This window comes from Solibacillus sp. NPDC093137, from assembly GCF_050280445.1.
Classification (GTDB): domain Bacteria; phylum Bacillota; class Bacilli; order Bacillales_A; family Planococcaceae; genus Solibacillus; species Solibacillus isronensis_B.
Window position 1 is genome coordinate 206,643 of record NZ_JBNNVH010000001.1, and the last position, 18,549, is coordinate 225,191.

The 18,549-nt window shown below is 38.1% G+C and carries 16 protein-coding genes; all 16 read left to right on the plus strand.

What is annotated here, in order from left to right; genetic code table 11:
- The first annotated feature begins 21 nt into the window (after positions 1–21).
- The 16 genes from ACQKN3_RS00995 (at position 22) to ACQKN3_RS01070 (ending at position 18,403) form a co-directional block, all read left to right on the plus strand.
- Positions 22–1,473 (plus strand): aldehyde dehydrogenase family protein, encoded by a 1,452-nt coding sequence (locus ACQKN3_RS00995; protein ID WP_427708764.1) that lies wholly within the window; start codon positions 22–24, stop codon positions 1,471–1,473.
- Positions 1,474–1,866: 393 nt separating this feature from the next.
- Positions 1,867–3,042, plus strand: coding sequence for an HD-GYP domain-containing protein (locus ACQKN3_RS01000; RefSeq protein ID WP_251686577.1), 1,176 nt, complete (start codon positions 1,867–1,869; stop codon positions 3,040–3,042).
- 117 nt (positions 3,043–3,159) lie between these two features.
- Positions 3,160–4,344: a PqqD family protein gene (locus ACQKN3_RS01005; RefSeq protein ID WP_427708767.1), complete on the plus strand. Its 1,185-nt coding sequence runs from the start codon at positions 3,160–3,162 to the stop codon at positions 4,342–4,344.
- A 417-nt stretch (positions 4,345–4,761) separates the two neighbouring features.
- On the plus strand, positions 4,762–6,210 hold the full coding sequence (locus ACQKN3_RS01010) for an aryl-sulfate sulfotransferase (protein ID WP_251686579.1): 1,449 nt from the start codon (positions 4,762–4,764) through the stop codon (positions 6,208–6,210).
- A gap of 62 nt (positions 6,211–6,272) precedes the next feature.
- Positions 6,273–7,280: an ABC transporter substrate-binding protein gene (locus ACQKN3_RS01015; RefSeq protein ID WP_427708769.1), complete on the plus strand. Its 1,008-nt coding sequence runs from the start codon at positions 6,273–6,275 to the stop codon at positions 7,278–7,280.
- A 17-nt stretch (positions 7,281–7,297) separates the two neighbouring features.
- Complete coding sequence (locus tag ACQKN3_RS01020) at positions 7,298–8,077, plus strand: ABC transporter ATP-binding protein (protein ID WP_427708771.1); 780 nt, start codon at positions 7,298–7,300, stop codon at positions 8,075–8,077.
- Positions 8,078–8,111: 34 nt separating this feature from the next.
- Positions 8,112–8,930 carry an ABC transporter permease gene (locus ACQKN3_RS01025; RefSeq protein ID WP_427708773.1) on the plus strand — a complete coding sequence of 273 codons (819 nt, stop codon included), beginning with the start codon at positions 8,112–8,114 and terminating at the stop codon, positions 8,928–8,930.
- 202 nt (positions 8,931–9,132) lie between these two features.
- Positions 9,133–9,912: a uroporphyrinogen-III C-methyltransferase gene (cobA, locus tag ACQKN3_RS01030; protein WP_251686583.1), complete on the plus strand. Its 780-nt coding sequence runs from the start codon at positions 9,133–9,135 to the stop codon at positions 9,910–9,912.
- Positions 9,913–9,933: 21 nt separating this feature from the next.
- Positions 9,934–10,662, plus strand: coding sequence for a sirohydrochlorin chelatase (locus ACQKN3_RS01035; protein ID WP_427708775.1), 729 nt, complete (start codon positions 9,934–9,936; stop codon positions 10,660–10,662).
- 20 nt (positions 10,663–10,682) lie between these two features.
- Complete coding sequence (locus ACQKN3_RS01040; RefSeq protein WP_251686585.1) at positions 10,683–10,826, plus strand: YezD family protein; 144 nt, start codon at positions 10,683–10,685, stop codon at positions 10,824–10,826.
- A 24-nt stretch (positions 10,827–10,850) separates the two neighbouring features.
- A complete protein-coding gene (locus ACQKN3_RS01045; protein WP_427708777.1) occupies positions 10,851–12,674 on the plus strand; it encodes an assimilatory sulfite reductase (NADPH) flavoprotein subunit in 1,824 nt (607 codons plus the stop codon).
- A gap of 52 nt (positions 12,675–12,726) precedes the next feature.
- Positions 12,727–14,466 (plus strand): assimilatory sulfite reductase (NADPH) hemoprotein subunit, encoded by a 1,740-nt coding sequence (gene cysI / locus ACQKN3_RS01050; protein ID WP_427708779.1) that lies wholly within the window; start codon positions 12,727–12,729, stop codon positions 14,464–14,466.
- Between the two features lie 2 nt (positions 14,467–14,468).
- Positions 14,469–15,101 carry a precorrin-2 dehydrogenase/sirohydrochlorin ferrochelatase family protein gene (locus ACQKN3_RS01055; RefSeq protein WP_427708781.1) on the plus strand — a complete coding sequence of 211 codons (633 nt, stop codon included), beginning with the start codon at positions 14,469–14,471 and terminating at the stop codon, positions 15,099–15,101.
- A 206-nt stretch (positions 15,102–15,307) separates the two neighbouring features.
- Positions 15,308–16,264, plus strand: a complete 957-nt coding sequence (locus ACQKN3_RS01060; RefSeq protein ID WP_427708783.1) for a sensor domain-containing diguanylate cyclase — start codon at positions 15,308–15,310, stop codon at positions 16,262–16,264.
- 256 nt (positions 16,265–16,520) lie between these two features.
- Positions 16,521–17,171, plus strand: a complete 651-nt coding sequence (locus tag ACQKN3_RS01065) for an SIMPL domain-containing protein (RefSeq protein WP_427708785.1) — start codon at positions 16,521–16,523, stop codon at positions 17,169–17,171.
- A gap of 173 nt (positions 17,172–17,344) precedes the next feature.
- Positions 17,345–18,403, plus strand: coding sequence for a YkvI family membrane protein (locus ACQKN3_RS01070; protein ID WP_427708787.1), 1,059 nt, complete (start codon positions 17,345–17,347; stop codon positions 18,401–18,403).
- The last annotated feature ends 146 nt before the right edge of the window (positions 18,404–18,549 follow it).

Sequence of the window (18,549 nt, forward strand, 5' to 3'; positions counted from 1 at the left end):
ACGTTGGAAAGGATGATACCGATGAATAAAAAATGGAATAAGCAGTATATTGGTGGAGAATGGAGAGAAGGAAACAGTGAAAGAGTATACGTAGACCAGAATCCTTACAACGAGGAAACGATTGCGGAAATTCGGTTGGCAAATGAAAAAGACATAGATGAGGCGTATCAAGCGGCCAAAGAAGCACAAAAAGAATGGGAACAGGTCAATGCCTATCAAAGACAAGCGATCATAGAAAAAGCTGCTCAAATTGTAGAGCGAAAAAGAGAAGAAATCGTGCAAATTTTAGTGGAGGAAAATGGTGCTTCCCATACGAAAGCCAATATTGAAATTAGTGGCGCGATCGGCATTATGAAAGAGGCGGCTACGTTCCCACTCCGGATGCATGGGAAAATCATGCCATCCATTATTCCCGGGAAAGAGAACCGAGTATATCATAATCCGGCTGGGGTAGTGGGGATTATTAGTCCATTTAACTTCCCGTTCCATTTAACAATGCGTTCCCTTGCTCCTGCTTTAGCAACGGGGAATGGAGTTGTACTTAAACCGGATCTGCAGACGATGATTTCAGGTGGACTTATTTTAGCTGAAATTTTTGAGGAGGCCGGCATTCCTAAAGGGTTGTTAAATGTTACAGTTTGCAGCTCATCTGAAATTAAAGATGCATTTATTGAGCATCCTATTCCTCAAATCATTTCTTTTACCGGTTCTACAGAGGTAGGGCGCCATATTGGAGAGGTATGCGGAAGAAACTTAAAACGTGTAGCTTTAGAACTTGGCGGAAACAATGTCATGCTCGTCTTGAAAGATGCTGATGTTCAAAGAGCAGCTGCTTCTGCCGCTTTCGGTAAATTTTTAAACAGCGGACAAATTTGTATGTCTCTGAATCGGATTGTTGTTGAACGCCCGGTATACGAGACGTTTATAAAAGCATTTGTGGATAGAGCATCCAAAATTAAATACGGGGATCCAAAAAATGATGATGTGGTTGTCGGTCCGCTTATTAATAATAAACAAATCGCCCGAATTCAACGATTAATTGACCAGAGTATTGAAAAAGGAGCAGAATACGCCCTTCAAGGGGAAGTGAAAGGTAATGTACTGGCTCCTACTATTTTAACGAATGTTACGAATGATATGCCGATAGCCCAGGAAGAAATATTCGGACCTGCTGTAGGTGTAATCGTTGTAGATAGTGAAGAAGAGGCGATTCGCGTTGCCAATGACAGTGACTATGGGCTGAGCGGCGCCGTTCATGCCGGAACAACAGAACATGGTGTTGAAGTGGCTAAACAGATTATTACAGGAATGATTCATGTCAATGATCAGGGAGTAAATGATGAACCGATCGTTGCCTTCGGAGGAGAGAAAGCTTCAGGTTTAGGCCGATATGGCGGCGAATGGGCAATCCATGAATTTACAACGACAAAATGGATTTCTGTTCAGACAGACCCACGAGAATACCCGTTTTAATATTTAAATCAATAAGATTAGACCTAATCGACATTTAAGGTTAGGTCTTTTTATTTTAAGGGGATACATTCCGTTTTATTGAAGTGAGACTTTTGGTTTAGTTATTATTAGAGTTTTAAATGAACCCAAGTTAATAGAAATGATTGAAATTAGGAATTGTGTTGCAGGGTATATAGGAATATTGTTAAGATAGCCTTATTGAAAAAATAGTAAATAAATTTTCATTTTTATAACTTATAGGTACAAAGTGAATATATTTTGGTTAAAAGAGTAAAAAAACAAAAAAATGAGAAATTTAAATCATGGATATATAGAACTAATTACCAATCTCATGTTATAATAATATGTGGAACATAAGGTCTATTGATTGGTAATTTAATTGTGAGGTAAAAAATGAAGAAAACTACATTTATACAAGAAGAAAAGAATTCAACAAAACTATTTTTATGGTTATTTTTTGTAGTATTTTTTGTATATGATATATTATACTATGATCTTTTTCCTGCATTTCCATGGCACGATGAGCTTGTTTGGTATGATTTTATGTATTTTAAATATGGAGTTATAGTTGGGATGATTCCTTTATCCATATACTTAATTAAAATTAACAAAATAAAAATCGTGAAATATATAATATTTTTGGGGTATTTTACCACTCATTTAATTTCAGATATTATATATTATAAAGACAGTTCACTAGCATACACTAGTGGAAATCTAGTGGAAGTTATTTTCATCCTCTTTTCACCGATTTTTGTAAATAAGAAATTTACATATTATGTAACATTCGGTTTGATCATTAAATATGCTTTGGTAGGATTATTTATACAGAGCCCTATTGTTTTATTTCCGGTTATCATTATGATGGTTTGTTCATTTATTGCCTTTATCCTTTTACATCGAATATTAAATTATATCAAAGCGTTGAAGTATTCATATGATGAACAGTTGGAAGGTATTGTTAAAGGAGTTATTGCTACACTGGAACTGAAAGACCCATATACTCGTGGACATAGTGAACGGGTTGCTGCATATGCAATGAATATGGCTGAGGCTACAGGGAGATTTAAACCTTCTGAATTAAACAATTATTATTATGCCTGTCTATTACATGATATTGGAAAAGTAAATATTCCGGATGCTATTTTAACCAAACCCGGGAAGTTAACGGATGAAGAATTTGAAATTATTAAGACACACCCAGTTGTTGGAGCAGAAGCTATCCGGGACGTTGAAGGTATTGCAGATAATATTGATGTAATTACTCATCACCATGAAAGATGGGATGGTAAAGGGTATCCGGACGGGCTTGCTGGAGAAAATATTCCTTTTTTAGCTAGAGTTACTGCGGTAGCTGATGCTTTTGATGCAATGACTTCATCCAGATCGTATCGTCCTGCACTTGAATTTGAAGTAGCATATCAACGAATTATCGATGGACAAGGTAGCCAATTCGATCCTCAAATGGTAAAATTATTTAAACAGATCTACCCTGATTGGGTAAACATTTCTAAAACCTACTGTAAGGGAGCAAACTTGAGAGGGGGTAAGAAGTATGAAAATTCGTAAACTTAATAAAATTAAAGTTACTTGCTTTTGGTGTTTCCTTATTCCAAGATAAGTAAGTACTTACTTAGGATGCTATAATTATAGCATCCTATTTTAATTTAAAGAGGAGGCTATATATTGAAGGTATCCTTACAATCCGTAATAACGTTATATCCGTTATCCATTCGGAAAGATAAAAAACATTATATCGTAGAAGAACCGATTTCCGGTGATTTCTTTGAATTGCCTGAGATTGGTGTTGATGCTATCAAACGTTTGGAACAAGGTGAGGAACTCATTTCCATTGAACATGCATTAAAAAATTCATATCCAGATGAAGAAGTGGATATTGTTGATTTTGTTGAACAGCTGTTGGAGTTAGGGCTTGTTCAAGAAGTGGATGGTGTGCTCGTTAAAAAAGAGCAGTCTAAATCCACATCACGTTCGGGTGGTTTCTTATGGATTCCGCAATCGGTGGGGCGTTTATTTTTTAATGGAGCAATGAACAAGATCTACTTGCTGCTGCTCATTGCAAACATCATCATTCTCATACTGAACCCGGAACTTTTTCCTCATTACAAAGATATATTCCTATTCGATTCTATGATGCTGAATATTCTTATGTATCTATCAGTTTCTTTAGTATTAATTTTACTTCATGAATTCGGACATATTCTTGCTATTCGATCACATGATTTGCCGGCTAAATTAAGCATTGGAAATCGGCTCCTATTTATAGTTTTTGAAACAGATCTCACTCAAGCTTGGAAGCTCGATCCAAAAAAGAGAAATATCCTGTATCTTGCCGGAATATCTTTTGAGCAGGTCATTCTTTTCCTTTCATTCGGTATAATGCTTCTTTTTCCGGATGTGAGTATTATAGGAATTCTTGGAATCATCGTGTTGGATATTTTCATTAAATTTATTTATCAATGCTGCTTCTATATGAAAACAGATGTTTATTATGTTATGGAAAATATAACAGGCTGTTATAACTTGATGGAAAACGGCAAAATCTATTTGAATTCCTTATTTAAAAAACAACGAAAAGATGGAGAAAATTATAAAGAAATATTTCAAAATGAATGGAATTTGATTCGCCTGTATAGTGTATTCTACATAGTTGGAGTTGTTTTAACGTTAATTTTGGCAGTGATGTATTTAGTACCACAGCTTTATTATACTTACGCTACTATTTATATGAACCTTCTCGGAGCAGGTGATCCTGCAGCGTTTTGGGATGCTATTGCATTTTTTGTAATGACCATGTTCATGCTTATCATGCTTGTTTTTGTAGCAAGAAAACAGAAGCATGAAAACTGAGAAAAATCGCTAAACTCGATTATATAAGTTTAGCGTTTTCTTGTTAGTTTTCCGAAAATTTTAAATTATTTTAAAAACCTACTTGACGAATAAGAATTAAATCGGTACGATACTGTTAATACTTTTAAAGTTAAGTAGTTTACTAGGGATTGAGTAAGTGAACTTCTACTTTAAAAAATAATTTAATAAAGTGCTGATTAGACAACTAAAGGCGCTAAAAATACATTACTCTCACCAAACACATTGGAGGAGGCTGTATTTTTAGTGCCTTTTCTTTTTAACCTTTGTTAAAAGGTTGTCTTGGAAGGAGGAATGGAATTTAAACAAAGCAAGCAATTGATAACTATTGAATGGTAATTTATTAAGACATAAAATACACGGTTAACTTGAAAAAATAATGAAAAGGGAGCGGTATATATGGGAAATCCAACAATTCATCCGACAGGGGCAACAGTTTACAATCCTGAAAAGGCGGCAAGCGGTTATACAATTTTTCAGGCAGCAAATGAAGGGGCATTACTGATTGATATGAACGGGAAAGAAGTTCATTTATGGAAAGGGCTACGCGGCTTCCCGAACAAAGTATTTCCAGGTGGTTTTGTACTTGGGCACACGTTTAATCGTGATCCACAGTATGGTTTCCAAGATGAGGGCGATTTAGTACAAATTGATTTTGAAGGTAATGTTGTATGGAAATTTGATAAGCATCAGTTTATTGAAGATCCGGGTCATGAGGCAAGATGGGTTGCACGTGCACACCACGACTATCAGCGTACTGGCAGCCCTGTAGGTTATCCGGCACCAGGTCAGGAGCCGCAAACAACAGGTGGAAATACATTGATTTTAGTTCACCGTGATGTAGCGAACGAAAAAATCTCCAAACACCCATTATTGGATGATGCATTTATTGAGGTCGATTGGGAAGGCAATATCGTATGGGAATGGAACGCACATGAGCATTTCGATGAGCTTAACTTTAGTGAGGAAGCAAAAAAGGCGATTTATGAAGAACCGAATCGACGTTTCTTCGGTAATCATTCAGGCGACTGGCTTCACATTAATTCCATTTCATTAGTTGGTCCGAATCGCCATTATGATAATGGTGATGAGCGTTTCCATCCGGACAATATTATATGGGATGCGCGTGAGGCAAATATTATCGCGATTACAAGCAAAGAAACAGGGAAAATCGTATGGCAACTTGGACCGGATTATGACACACCGGAGACAAAACATTTAGGATGGATTATCGGACAGCATCATGCACATATCATCCCAAAAGGTTTGCCAGGTGAGGGCAATGTTTTAGTATTTGACAACGGAGGCTGGGGAGGATACGGCGCACCGAATCCAAACTCGGTTGACGGTAATAAAGTAGCCATCCGCGATCATTCCCGCATTTTGGAAATCGATCCGATTACACTTGAAATTGTATGGCAATATACTGGACTTGAAGCGAAGTTTTCGGTACCAACGGATTCCTATAAATTCTACAGTCCTTATATAAGTTCGGCACAGCGTTTGGAAAATGGCAATACGCTAATTACAGAAGGCTCGAATGGACGTATTTTTGAAGTAACGGCAGACCATGAAATTGTATGGGAATATATTTCTGCCTATAAAAATGAACGAGGGTCAAATATGGTTTACCGCGCATACCGTGTTCCATACAACTGGGTACCTCAATTGGAAACACCGGTTGAAGTTGAGATTAAGCCGATTGATGTGAAAGATTTCCGAGTGCCGAATGCGGCAGAAGGCGGTGCACATTCTGTTGCTGAAATTAAAGAAGCTTTTTCTTATGGAGAAGGAGCCCTTTGCGTTGCGCGTTATGATGAGACAGTGGCGAAGAAAATTACAACATAAATTCTCTGAAATAATTCCTAGTATAAAAATAAAAATAGTTTGCTAATGGAAAGAGTGAAAATATGAAATTAAAAGAATCAATACATCTACTGCTCTTATTAATAACGGCGCTTATATTGGGGGCATGCGGTAATAATGCAAATTCAGCCAATGCTGGCGGCAATACAATTCGGGCAGCGATTGATACAGCAGCAGGGGGTTCATTCCAAATTCGGGCAGCTGCGAATAACAGTTATTTTTCGGATAGAGAATTGAATGTAGAGCTTTCCAATTTTGCCTACGGAATCGATACTGTGAACGCTGTTTTGACAAAGCAGGCAGATACAGGATTGGCAGCAGATTATGCATTACTGAACTCACTTGGTAAAGGTGATTTCGTAGTCGTTTCTTCATTGACAGGGAGCGATGAGCACTTCAACTCTGTCAGTCTGTCGGAAATTTTGGCAGTAAAGGGCATAGAAGTACCGACGGATATTAAAGGTAAAAAAATCGGTGTTGCAAAAGGAACGGTATCTGAATACCAATGGGCTAAATATTTAGAGCACTACAGTATTAGCGAGGACGACATTAAATATGTACCATACAGTACACCTGATGAAGCTATCGTCGGAATGAAAAAAGGGGATATCGATGTCGTTATTGGAACGGGTGCTTTAATAGAGAAATTCAAGAATATTGATGGTGTGCATGAAATCGACCGATTGAGTACTGTACCTGATTTAAGTGTATCGAGCTATTTAATTGTGGACCGTAAATTTGCAGAAGCAAATTCAGAAGAAATCGGGAAGTTCCTTGAAGGCATTGAACAAGGAGTTGAATATGTAAAGGGGAATCCGGAAGGTACTGCTGACATCGGCTATAAAGAGTTGAAAATCGCAAAAGAAGATATAATGCTTGATTTAAAACGAGTGAACTATACGCTCGGTTTTACGAAGGAAGATTATACACATTTATCCAACATGAAAGAGTATTTGCTGGAGCGCGGTATTTTGGATGAAGATTTTGATTTGGATGAAAAGCTGTATCTAGATCCGGCGAAGCAAGTATTGAAAGACAAAGTAACTTACTAACTAAGGGGGAAAAGGCAATGCTGAATACGATAACAGAAGAAGCAATTGTAATTAAAAATGGTGCCAAAACGTTTAAAACAGATATTGAAAATCCGACATATGTATTAAAAAATGTAGATTTATCGATAAAGAAGGGCGAGTTTTATGTACTTCTCGGACCAAGTGGCTGCGGTAAATCGACATTGCTGAATATTATTGCAGGATTTTTGGATATGTCAGTTGGCGAATTGCAAATTGTGACTTCTCGTGAAGAAAACCGAGATGGACGTGGTTTCGTTTTTCAGTCAGCGGATTCAGCATTGTTCCCTTGGTTAACAGTTGAGGAGAATATTTCATTTGGCTTAAAAATGAAGAAGGTGCCTGCAGAAGAACGAAAAAAGGTAGCCAATACTTTCATAAAGCTAACGGGTTTACTTGGCCATGCGAAAAAGTTTCCTGATAATCTGTCGGGCGGGATGAAGCAGCGTGTACAGCTTGCCCGTGTTTTGGCAAATGAGCCGGAAATCTTATTAATGGATGAGCCGTTTGGGGCACTTGATGCGATGACACGACGAACAATGCAAAATGAGCTCATTCGAATTTGGAAAGAAACAAATAAAACCGTTATCTTTGTGACACATGACATTCAGGAAGCGATTCTTTTAGGTCAGAAGATTGGTATTATGTCTGTCGGTCCGAATTCACGAATCGAAACGACTTATGATGTAAACCTGCCTTATCCTCGAGATATAACAAGTGTCGATTTCAACAACCATTATAAGCAAGTTCAGACACATTTTGAGGACTTCACGATTTAATAAAACTTTTGTTTAGAATTAAGGGAGGCAGCTTATGACGACGATTGAACTAAAAAAAGGACAGCAAGTGGCACCTGTCGTAAAGGTAAAAAAGAAAAGCCGAATCGGTAAATTGATTTTACAGTCCGGTATTATCGGCTGGTTATTTATTCTGCTCGTATGGCAAATTGCTTCAATGTTTTCTGAACCGATGTTTTTGCCAAGCCCATATTTAACTTTAATCGGGGCAATTGAAATTGCCAGTGATGGGACGTTGTTTCTCTATATGGGATACAGTTTTTTACGGGTGCTGGCAGGATGGACACTCGGACTCTTAATTGCTGTACCATTTGGCTTGCTTATAGGAACGAATAAGTTTGTGCGGGCACTATTTGAACCGGTTATTAACTTTGTACGTTTCATCCCGCCGCTTGCATTCATTACACTATTTATGCTGTGGTTTGGGATTGGCGAACAGTCAAAAGTATTTTTAATTGTTTATGCAACATTTTTTGTCATTACGATTAATACATTAACAGGGGTCCTATCTATTTCGAATGATAAATTATTATCTGCTAAAAGTATGGGGGCTTCGAAATTCCAAACGCTTATTTATGTCGTTATTCCGGCAACAATCCCGTACATCTTCACAGGTGCAAAGCTTGCAATGGGTTCATCGTTCATGGCGATTGTCGGTGCGGAAATGGTCGCTGCAAATGAAGGGATCGGTTTTATGATCTGGAATGCACGACTGTACTTTAAAACAGACTGGATTTTTGTAGGGCTTGTCGTTCTTGGGTTAATGGGCTTTATTATGGACCGGATTTTCGCATATGCAGGACGCAAGCTGCTTGGTCGCTATAAAGTTGTGTAACATAAAAATGGGCTAAACGAATTTGTTTAGCTTATTTTTATGAGAGACTATTAGTGCAATTCAAAAATAATAAGTTTGTACTATTAATCTAATTATTCATATTTTTTTACTTGGTATTATTGATTTGTAGAAAATTTCCATGTATCATATGATTTATTATACAAATATTTGGACTTTTGTTTTTATAAAGGAGAGTAACTTAATGGGGAAAGTATATATTGTTGGTGCAGGACCTGGTGATGTCGATTTAATCACCGTAAAAGGTTTGCGTTGTATACAGGAAGCAGACGTAATTTTGTATGACCGATTAATTAACAATGAGCTGCTTTCTTATGCAAAGCGTGGGGCACAGTTAATCTTTTGCGGCAAATTGCCGAACCGTCATGCAATGATTCAGGAAAATATTAATCTTTCATTAGTTCATCATGCTTTGCAAGGTAAAACGGTGACCCGATTAAAAGGCGGCGATCCATTTGTTTTTGGTCGTGGTGCTGAAGAAGCGGAAGTATTAGCGGAAAATGGCATACCTTTTGAAATCGTGCCGGGAATTACATCTGGCATTGCGGCACCCGCCTATGCAGGTATCCCGGTTACGCATCGTGAATTGGGCTCCAGTTTTGCGATTGTCACAGGACATATGCGTGAAGGAAAGGACGATTCCATCCAATGGGAAAGTTTGGCAAAGGGTATTGATACACTTGCTATTTATATGGGGGTAGGTAATTTACCTTATATTTGCCGGCAACTTTTAACGTATGGACGTGACGCATCAACACCCGTTGCATTAGTACATATGGGAACTTTCGAACAACAGCAGACGATAACTGGCACACTTGGTACGATTGTTGATATTGCCAGAGCAAACGACGTAAAAAACCCAAGCATTATTATCGTGGGTGAAGTCGTAGCATTACGGGAAAAAATAGCATGGTATGAGCAAACCGTACAACAGGATAAAAGATTGAAGGAAAAAATTGTGTAAAGCAGGAAGCAGGTGATTCTAATGAAGGCAATTTTGTATGTAGGACACGGCACACGCTTGAAAAAAGGTGTTGATGAAGCGATACGGTTTATTGAAATAACAAAGTCTTTTGTAGAAGCTGAAATTCAGGAAACCGCCTTTTTGGAACTGGTCGAGCCGAATATTGTTGAAGGCATTGCAAATTGTGTCAATCAAGGTGCAACACATATATCGGTTGTCCCGATTTTATTATTAACTGCCCAGCATGCTAATAAAGATATACCTGCTGAAATAAAAATTGCAAAAGAACGTTTTCCGCATTTGAAGTTTACAATCGGACGTCCTTTAGGAATTCATTCATCTTTAATTGAGACAGTTTTTGAAAGAATTGAAGAACAACAGGTGCCGATTAATGCAGATGCAGAAGTTATATTGATAGGCAGAGGAAGCAGCGACAATGCCGTTGTAAGAGATATGGCGATAATCAGTGAACAGCTAAAGGCAACTTATGGCTTCCGGGAAGTGAAATCTTGTTTTTTGTATGGTGCAGGTCATTCTTTTGAACAGACATTAGTTGAACTGAAAACCAAGCAGATAAAGCAAGTTTTTATTGTACCTTATTTATTGTTTTCAGGACTTTTAAGTGTAGGAATCGAAAAGAAAATACTGGCGCTTGACCTTGATCCAGCTTCCGTTATTTTATGCAACCATTTAGGCTATAACGAAAAAGTACGGAATGTTTTGCTGGAAAGAGTGAAAGAGGTTATCTGAAAATTAGGAGGCATTTAATAATGACAAAATCAAATGATCTTACCCAAACAATTGAGAAAATTAAAGATACGGTTGCATCCGTTAAATATGGAACAGTTACTTTAGTTATTCAGGACGGTCATGTTGTACAAATTGAAAAAAACGAAAAAATAAGATTGAAATAAAACAAGATTCGCGAGGTGGAAGTTTTGACGTTAAATCTGCATAATAGCCCATTTTCCGAGGCACAGACAAAATTAATCAATGAGCTTTATCCAACATTAACGGACTATCAAAAAGTTTGGTTGAACGGTTATTTAAGCGCAATACAAACAATTGGAGATTCCAGTCAGCCGCTTGAAGTAACGGTTACTGAACAAGGGCAAACCGTTGCAGTACTGGAAGCAGTCAAACAGGAGGCAACCATTTTATACGGTTCCCAAACAGGCAATGCACAAAGTGTCGCAAAAAAATTGAAAACGGCTTTAGAATCACAGGGAGTCGAAGTCTCTCTGTCTGCAATGTCCGATTTTAAGGTGAATAGTCTGAAAAAACAGAAAAATATTTTCGTCATTACAAGTACACATGGTGAGGGCGATCCACCAGATAATGCCATCTCTTTCCATAGTTTCCTATATGGTAAACGTGCGCCGAAACTGGAGGATGTATCTTTCTCTGTATTATCGTTAGGCGATAGCTCGTATGAATTTTTCTGTAAAACAGGAATTGATTTTGATGAACAATTAGAAAAATTGGGCGGAAAGCGTTTAGTTCCCCGCTTTGATTGTGATTTGGATTTTGATGATCTTGCATCAGAGTGGATCGGGAGCGTCGTAGAAGCACTGGCACAAAATACGCCGAACAAACTGCCGGAATTACAAAAGTCTCCGGTTGCGGTAAGTGCATCTGAAGAATCCGTATACAACAAAAATAATCCCTTTTATGCGGAAGTTCTGGAAAGCATCAATTTAAATGGCCGCGGATCGAATAAGCAAACGCAGCATTTGGAGCTTTCATTGGAAGGATCCGGTTTAACTTATGAACCGGGTGACAGTGTCGGCATTCTACCGGAAAATGATGCAAACTTAGTAACTGCATTACTATTATCACTTGGGTTTGAAGGTTCGGAAATAGTATCTGTGAAAAACCAGTCTAATACATTAAGTGAAGCGCTCATTTCCCATTTCGAAATTACTGTACTGACAAAACCATTACTACAAAAGCTTGCTGTCTTTTCAACGGATGAAAAGCTTAAGAAGTTGTTGGAAGATGATGTGAAGTTGAAAGAATATATTTATGGACGCGACCTGCTGGATGTTGTGCAAACATTTGGACCGTTCAACTGGACTGCCCAACAATTTGTTGATCAACTACGTAAAAATCCGGTACGTCTCTATTCAATTGCAAGCAGCCAAAAGGCGAATGAAGAAGAAGTGCATTTAACAATCGGTAAAGTTTTTTATGAAGTAGATGAGCGTGATCGCATAGGGGTTGTATCGGGACAAGTGGCAGAGCGAATTGAAATCGGGGATAAGGTTCCGGTTTATATTCATAAAAACCCGAATTTCCGTCTGCCTGAAGATACAACAACACCAATTATTATGATTGGTGCCGGCACAGGCATTGCGCCGTACCGTTCATTTTTGGAAGAACGTGCTGAGGGAGGAATTGAAAGCAATGCATGGCTGTTTTTCGGTGACCAGCATTTTGTTACAGATTTCCTGTATCAAACTGAACTGCAGCGCTGGCTCAAAGATGGGATATTAACGAATTTATCTGTAGCCTTTTCACGTGATACAGAACAGAAAGTATATGTACAGCATCGCCTGCTCGAAAATGCTGCAGAAGTATATAGATGGATCAACAATGGTGCGGTTATCTATGTATGTGGTGATGAGAAATATATGGCACATGATGTGGATCAAACATTGCGCCAAATTGTTGCAGAACAAGGCGGCAAAACAGATGAAGAAGTTTCATTATTTTTTAATGAGCTTAAAAGTCAAAAACGTTATCAGCGAGACGTTTATTAAACAATTTAGCAGTTATTGACCGTTAATTTTAACAGAGATAGGAGATAGGCATATGAGTCAGAAAATCGTACTTCCCCAACAGCCGGGTAAACCGAATGATGTTGAACGTATTAAAGACGAAAGTAATTATTTGCGAGGGACTTTAGAAAAAACAATGCAGTATCCAATTAGTTCTGGAATTCCGGATGATGATAACCGTCTCATGAAATTTCATGGCAGCTATTTGCAGGATGATCGGGATCTGCGTACAGAACGTGAACGGCAAAAGCTGGAGCCAGCCTACCAATTTATGGCACGTGTCCGAACACCAGGAGGCGCGGCAACACCGGAACAGTGGCTTGTAATGGATGAAATGGCGGAAAAGTACGGGAATGGGTCACTAAAATTAACGACTCGTCAGGCATTCCAGGTGCATGGCATTTTAAAATGGAATGTCAAAAAGTATATGTCAGAAATCCATGAAGCACTTCTTGACTGTATCGCAGCTTGCGGTGACGTAAACCGGAATGTGATGTGTAATGTTAACCCGAATCAATCGGCATTTCATGAAGAAGTGTATAATTGGTCGGCGAGATTAAGTGAACATTTACTGCCTCGTACACGTGCATATCATGAACTATGGCTCGATGGGGAAAAAGTTTACGATGGAACACAAGATACAGAAATAGAGCCGATTTACGGTGCCCTGTATTTACCACGTAAATTTAAAATTGGTATTGCCGTTCCACCGAGCAATGATATTGATGTATTTTCACAGGATATTGGTTTTATTGCCATTGTCGAAAATGACGAGCTGCTAGGCTTTAATGTCGCGGTAGGCGGCGGGATGGGTATGACACATGGTGATAAAGAAACATATCCGCAATTAGGACGTTTAATCGGTTATATTCCAAAAGAACGACTGCTTGAAACAGCCGAGAAAATTTTAACAATCCAACGCGACTACGGAAATCGAGCGGAACGTAAAAAAGCCCGCTTTAAATATACAGTAGATACAAAAGGATTGGATTTTATTAAACAAGAGCTGCAACACCGTTTAGGGTGGGAGCTAGAAGAAGTAAGACCGTACACATTCAATCGTACAGGAGATGAGTACGGTTGGATAAAAGGAAAAAATGGAAAATGGCATTTTACATTATTTATCCAAAACGGGCGCATTAAAGATTTTGAGGATTATCAGTTAAAAACAGGCTTGCGTGAAATTGCGAAAGTGCATACAGGGGTTTTCCGTTTAACACCAAACCAGAATCTTTTAATCGCGGATGTAACACCACAGAAAAAAGCAGTCATTGATAAGTTGTTAAAAGCTTACAACATTACGGACGGTGCACATTACTCAGCACTGCGCCGCAATTCAATTGCCTGTGTCTCATTACCGACATGCGGCTTGGCAATGGCAGAGGCGGAGCGTTATTTGCCTTCATTAATTACAAAAATTGATGAAATACTGGCGGATAACGGGCTGCGTGAAACCGAAATCGGTATTCGTATGTCAGGATGCCCAAACGGCTGTTCACGTGCAGCAATGGGTGAGATCGGCTTTATCGGAAAAGGACCTGGCAAATATAATTTATACTTGGGCGGCGATTTTAAAGGACAGCGCTTAAACAAAATCTATAAAGAAAATATTGGTGAAGAAGAAATTTTGAGTATCCTTGCACCGATTTTTTCTGAGTATGCAAAAGAACGTTTCGATGGTGAACATTTCGGTGATTTCACGATTCGTAAAGGTTATGTAGAAGCAGTAACAGATGGCCGACAATTTCATGGAATGAGCGAAGTGAAAAGTTGACAATGTTACCGATAATGGTCAATATACGAAATAAAAAAGTAATTGTAATAGGAGGCGGAAAAATAGCGACTAAGAGAATCGAGTCGTTATTACGCTTTCAACCGAATATTACAGTCGTAAGTCCGGTACTTGAGGTACGTTTACATGACCTTGTGAAAAGTGATGTAATCAAGCATATTGCAAGACCCTTTCATAAAAGTGATGTGCAAGGTACGTTTCTCGTCATTGCAGCTACAGATGATACAGCGGTAAATCGAAGGGTTAAGGAATGCTGTCAAACCAATCAGCTGATCAATATTGTCGATGATCCGGCAAATAGTTCGTTTCATTTTCCGGCAATATATGAGAAAAATGAAATTACGATCGCGGTGACGACGAGTGGTATAAGCCCAATGCTTGCCAAAAATCTGCGGGACGACTTCGCAGCAATTGTTGATGGGATAGATCCGGAGTATTTATTGTTTTTAAAAGAAGTCCGGCATCTGGTGAAAGAGGGTCAATTTACAAAAGAACAGAAGCGTATTCTGTTAAAGGAATGCTTGGAAGAATGTTATCATTCCAATTCTATACAACGGTCAATTTTTATGGAAAAGATTCTAGATTTATACTATCACCGCCAAAAAAATAAAAGATAAATTAGGGAGCAGTTACAATTGACTGCTTCTTTTTTATTTCTGTATTTATAGAAAAAACTGGGTAAAGCAGTAGAAATCTAATTATAGATAAAGACATATTTATTTATGTTACTATTAATGGAAGATGATAAATCTTTACTATAAAAACTTTGAATGTTTCCATAATCTATAACTTCAAACGGATATTCTGGAATGGAGGTAATTTCATGGTGATACCAATGCAGGAATTACAGATGTATCAAAATTTTAATGAACTCGCCAGTGATGTATTAGAACTAGCAAAAGAAATTATGCCTGACAAACTGATTTATTTAAGTTCATTCACCGAAAATGAGCAAGTTATTCTTCGGCTTTCAAATGTAGATTCACATATTTTATTATCTGAAGGAATGGCAATTAAGCTTAATCAAACGGCTTGTAATCAAATTGATTTTGAAAATAATCGACCGTTAATATATGAAGATATCAGTAAAGAAACGGATTTTGAAGAGCTGAAAAAAATAAGCGAAAAAATTAATATTAATTCCTATTTGGGTATCCCAATTTCCCTTATAAATGGGGAAAAGTTTGGCACATTATGTGTGGTACATCATGATGCTGCTCATTTTGATACAAAAAGCATCAGTTTGCTTCAAAAGGTAGCGAAGATGTTTTCATATTATTTAATGTTGGAAAAACTGGCCTATAAAGATTCTTTGACAGGACTTTACAATAGAGAGTTTCTTTTCGCGTTTTTCAAGGAATATTCAGAATTAGGAGGGACTTTATTCTTTCTTGATTTGGATGGGTTTAAAAAGATAAATGATCTGTATGGCCATGATGCAGGGGATCAAATCTTAAAAAGTGTATCTTCTAAAATTAAAAAATTTATAAAACATCACGAAAATGTATTTGCAGTGAGGTTGGGAGGAGATGAATTTATTATAAATTTACCTCATATTTCTTCTAAAGAAGAAACTGCCAAACAGGCTGAAATACTTCTTGAGTATCTCAATACATGGGATAACGAATATCAACTTTCCGCAAGTCTAGGCATAGTCCATTATACGGCAGAAGATACGTCTGCCCTGGAAACAATCCTAAAACATGCGGACAAAGCACTATATCAAGCAAAATTGGCGGGTAAGAACAATTATAAATTTTTTGAGGCTAATGTGGATTGAATTCTCCAAAATGAACTGCACCCCAATTGTTAGATACATCTCAATTGGAGGTGTATTTTTTTATGACTAAATTCAGTGCAGAGGAAACGCTATCAGTTAATCGAGCTTTATGCTTTGAACTTTTCTATTGAACAATAAAATGTTGATGTAGGTTGAGGGACTGTTTGGTTATTGCAACTCACACACATCTTTAAACAACTCTAAGGAATGAAGTGCATAGTATAACAGAAACCGGCTATAAGAAAGGTGGAAGCTCTTGTATCACCCACAAATGATGTTTCAACCAGTCGCCAGTATACGGGAATTGACCGTTACAGGGACTGGTGAAATCGTTGCTCAGCCTGATTATGCGCAAGTGCAAATCGAAGTTCGGACGCAAGGGGAAAATGTCAGCACGATTCAGCGGGAAAATGCGGTCATTATGAATCGTGTAATAGACTCACTAATCGCTTTAAAGATTCCAAAAGAATCGATTCAGACGGCTGCTTATAATATCTTTCCAAACTACGATTTTATAGATGGAAGACAGGTGTTAAGGGGCTACGAAGTACAAAACGCCATAACAGTGAAAATAGCCGATATTGGTCAAGTAGGTTCGGTAATTGATACGGCAATTCGAAACGGAGCAAACCATGTATCTGCTATCGAGTTTAAAATAACGGATACAGATGTTTACTACAGGCAGGCACTTCAGTTTGCCCTGATTGATGCCGTGGGGAAAGCAACAGCTATGGCTAAAACGATGGGCATTACATTACACATGGTGCCGGTGGAAATAATCGAAGAGCAAACGATTGCTCCAATTCCGTACAAAGCGATGCAGTTAAGCAGCCAACAGGTAGTGACACCGATAGAACCTGGCACAATGACAGTAAGCGCATCAGTTCGTGTAAAGTTTAGTTATTAGAAAATTTATATTACATTCTATAATACTTTAACCGTCTAGAAAAATAGCGGTTAAGGTATTTTTTTATTGCGGCGTTTTTCATTCACATTCTCTTCTTTTTATATTCAAGCATGTTTTCTACATGCCTGTACATAAAGTATCTATGATAAATAGAAATATAAAGAAGGTGCGAATTGAAAAAGAGTATTCAAATTGCAGGGGCGTTTGTCAGTTTAGTTGTCGGTGCAGGATTTGCTTCAGGACAGGAAATAATGCAGTACTTTACAAGTTTTGGGTTAATGAGTGTTTTTGGCTGTATTGTAGCAACAATTATTTTTACGATGTTGGGGATGACGCTTGCACAGATTGGTTCAGATTTGCAGACGACTTCCCATAAGGAAGGTATTCATTTTATTGGTGGACGCTTTTTTGGTCCGGTACTGGACCAGATGATTTCCTTTGTGCTGTTCGGCATTGCGGTTGTTATGCTGGCCGGGGCTGGCTCTACATTCAATCAGATGTACAGTATGGATGCATCGGTCGGCAGCTTGTTAATGGCGTTACTCGTCGTAGTGACACTGATGCTTAATGCGGAAAGTATCATTAAAATGCTGGCGGCTCTCATGCCTTATTTACTTGGTATCATTTTTATCCTATTAATTTATTCATTGTTTACGATGAATTATCCAATAAGTGAACTTAATGCAATCGCAAAAAGTCAGCCTTCTGCAACACCGCACTGGTTTTCTGGTGCAGTCATATATGTTTCATATAATATTGCGGGTGGCGCGGCGATGCTTATTGTAATGGGGGGCACGGCTCCAAATAGAAATATTGCAAGAAGAGGAGGTGCTTTAGGGGGCATTTTTCTAGGTTTGCTTATATTGCTCATTAATATTGCCTTATTTGTCAAAATGGATATTGTGGCGGGTGTGGAGATGCCGACACTGGAACTGGCAAAACAAATTCATCCCGCTGTAGGAATCATCATGTCCTTCGTGCTGTTGGCGATGATTTACAGTACTGCTGTAGGAACCCTTTATATACTGGCTGTACGAATCGTAAAATCGGATCGTTTTGCATTTAAGGTTGTAGTCAATCTGCTCTGCATCGTTGGCTTTGCGATTAGTTTAGTCGGCTTTACAACGTTGATCAGTAAGTTATATGTCGTAATGGGGTATTTAGGTATAGGGCTGATCCTTTGTATTTTAATTTCAGCATTATTTAAATCGAGTAATCAGAAGGTGAGTTGAATGCAGAAGACTCCTTAGTAGCCGCAAGATTGTCAGAAAGACCTGAAGTATATTAGTCGGCTTTTTAATATCAAGATGTCAAAGTGAGTTCTGAATTGGCTATTAAATAATTTATGGTTAAGAACTTACTTTGATTTCATTGGAAA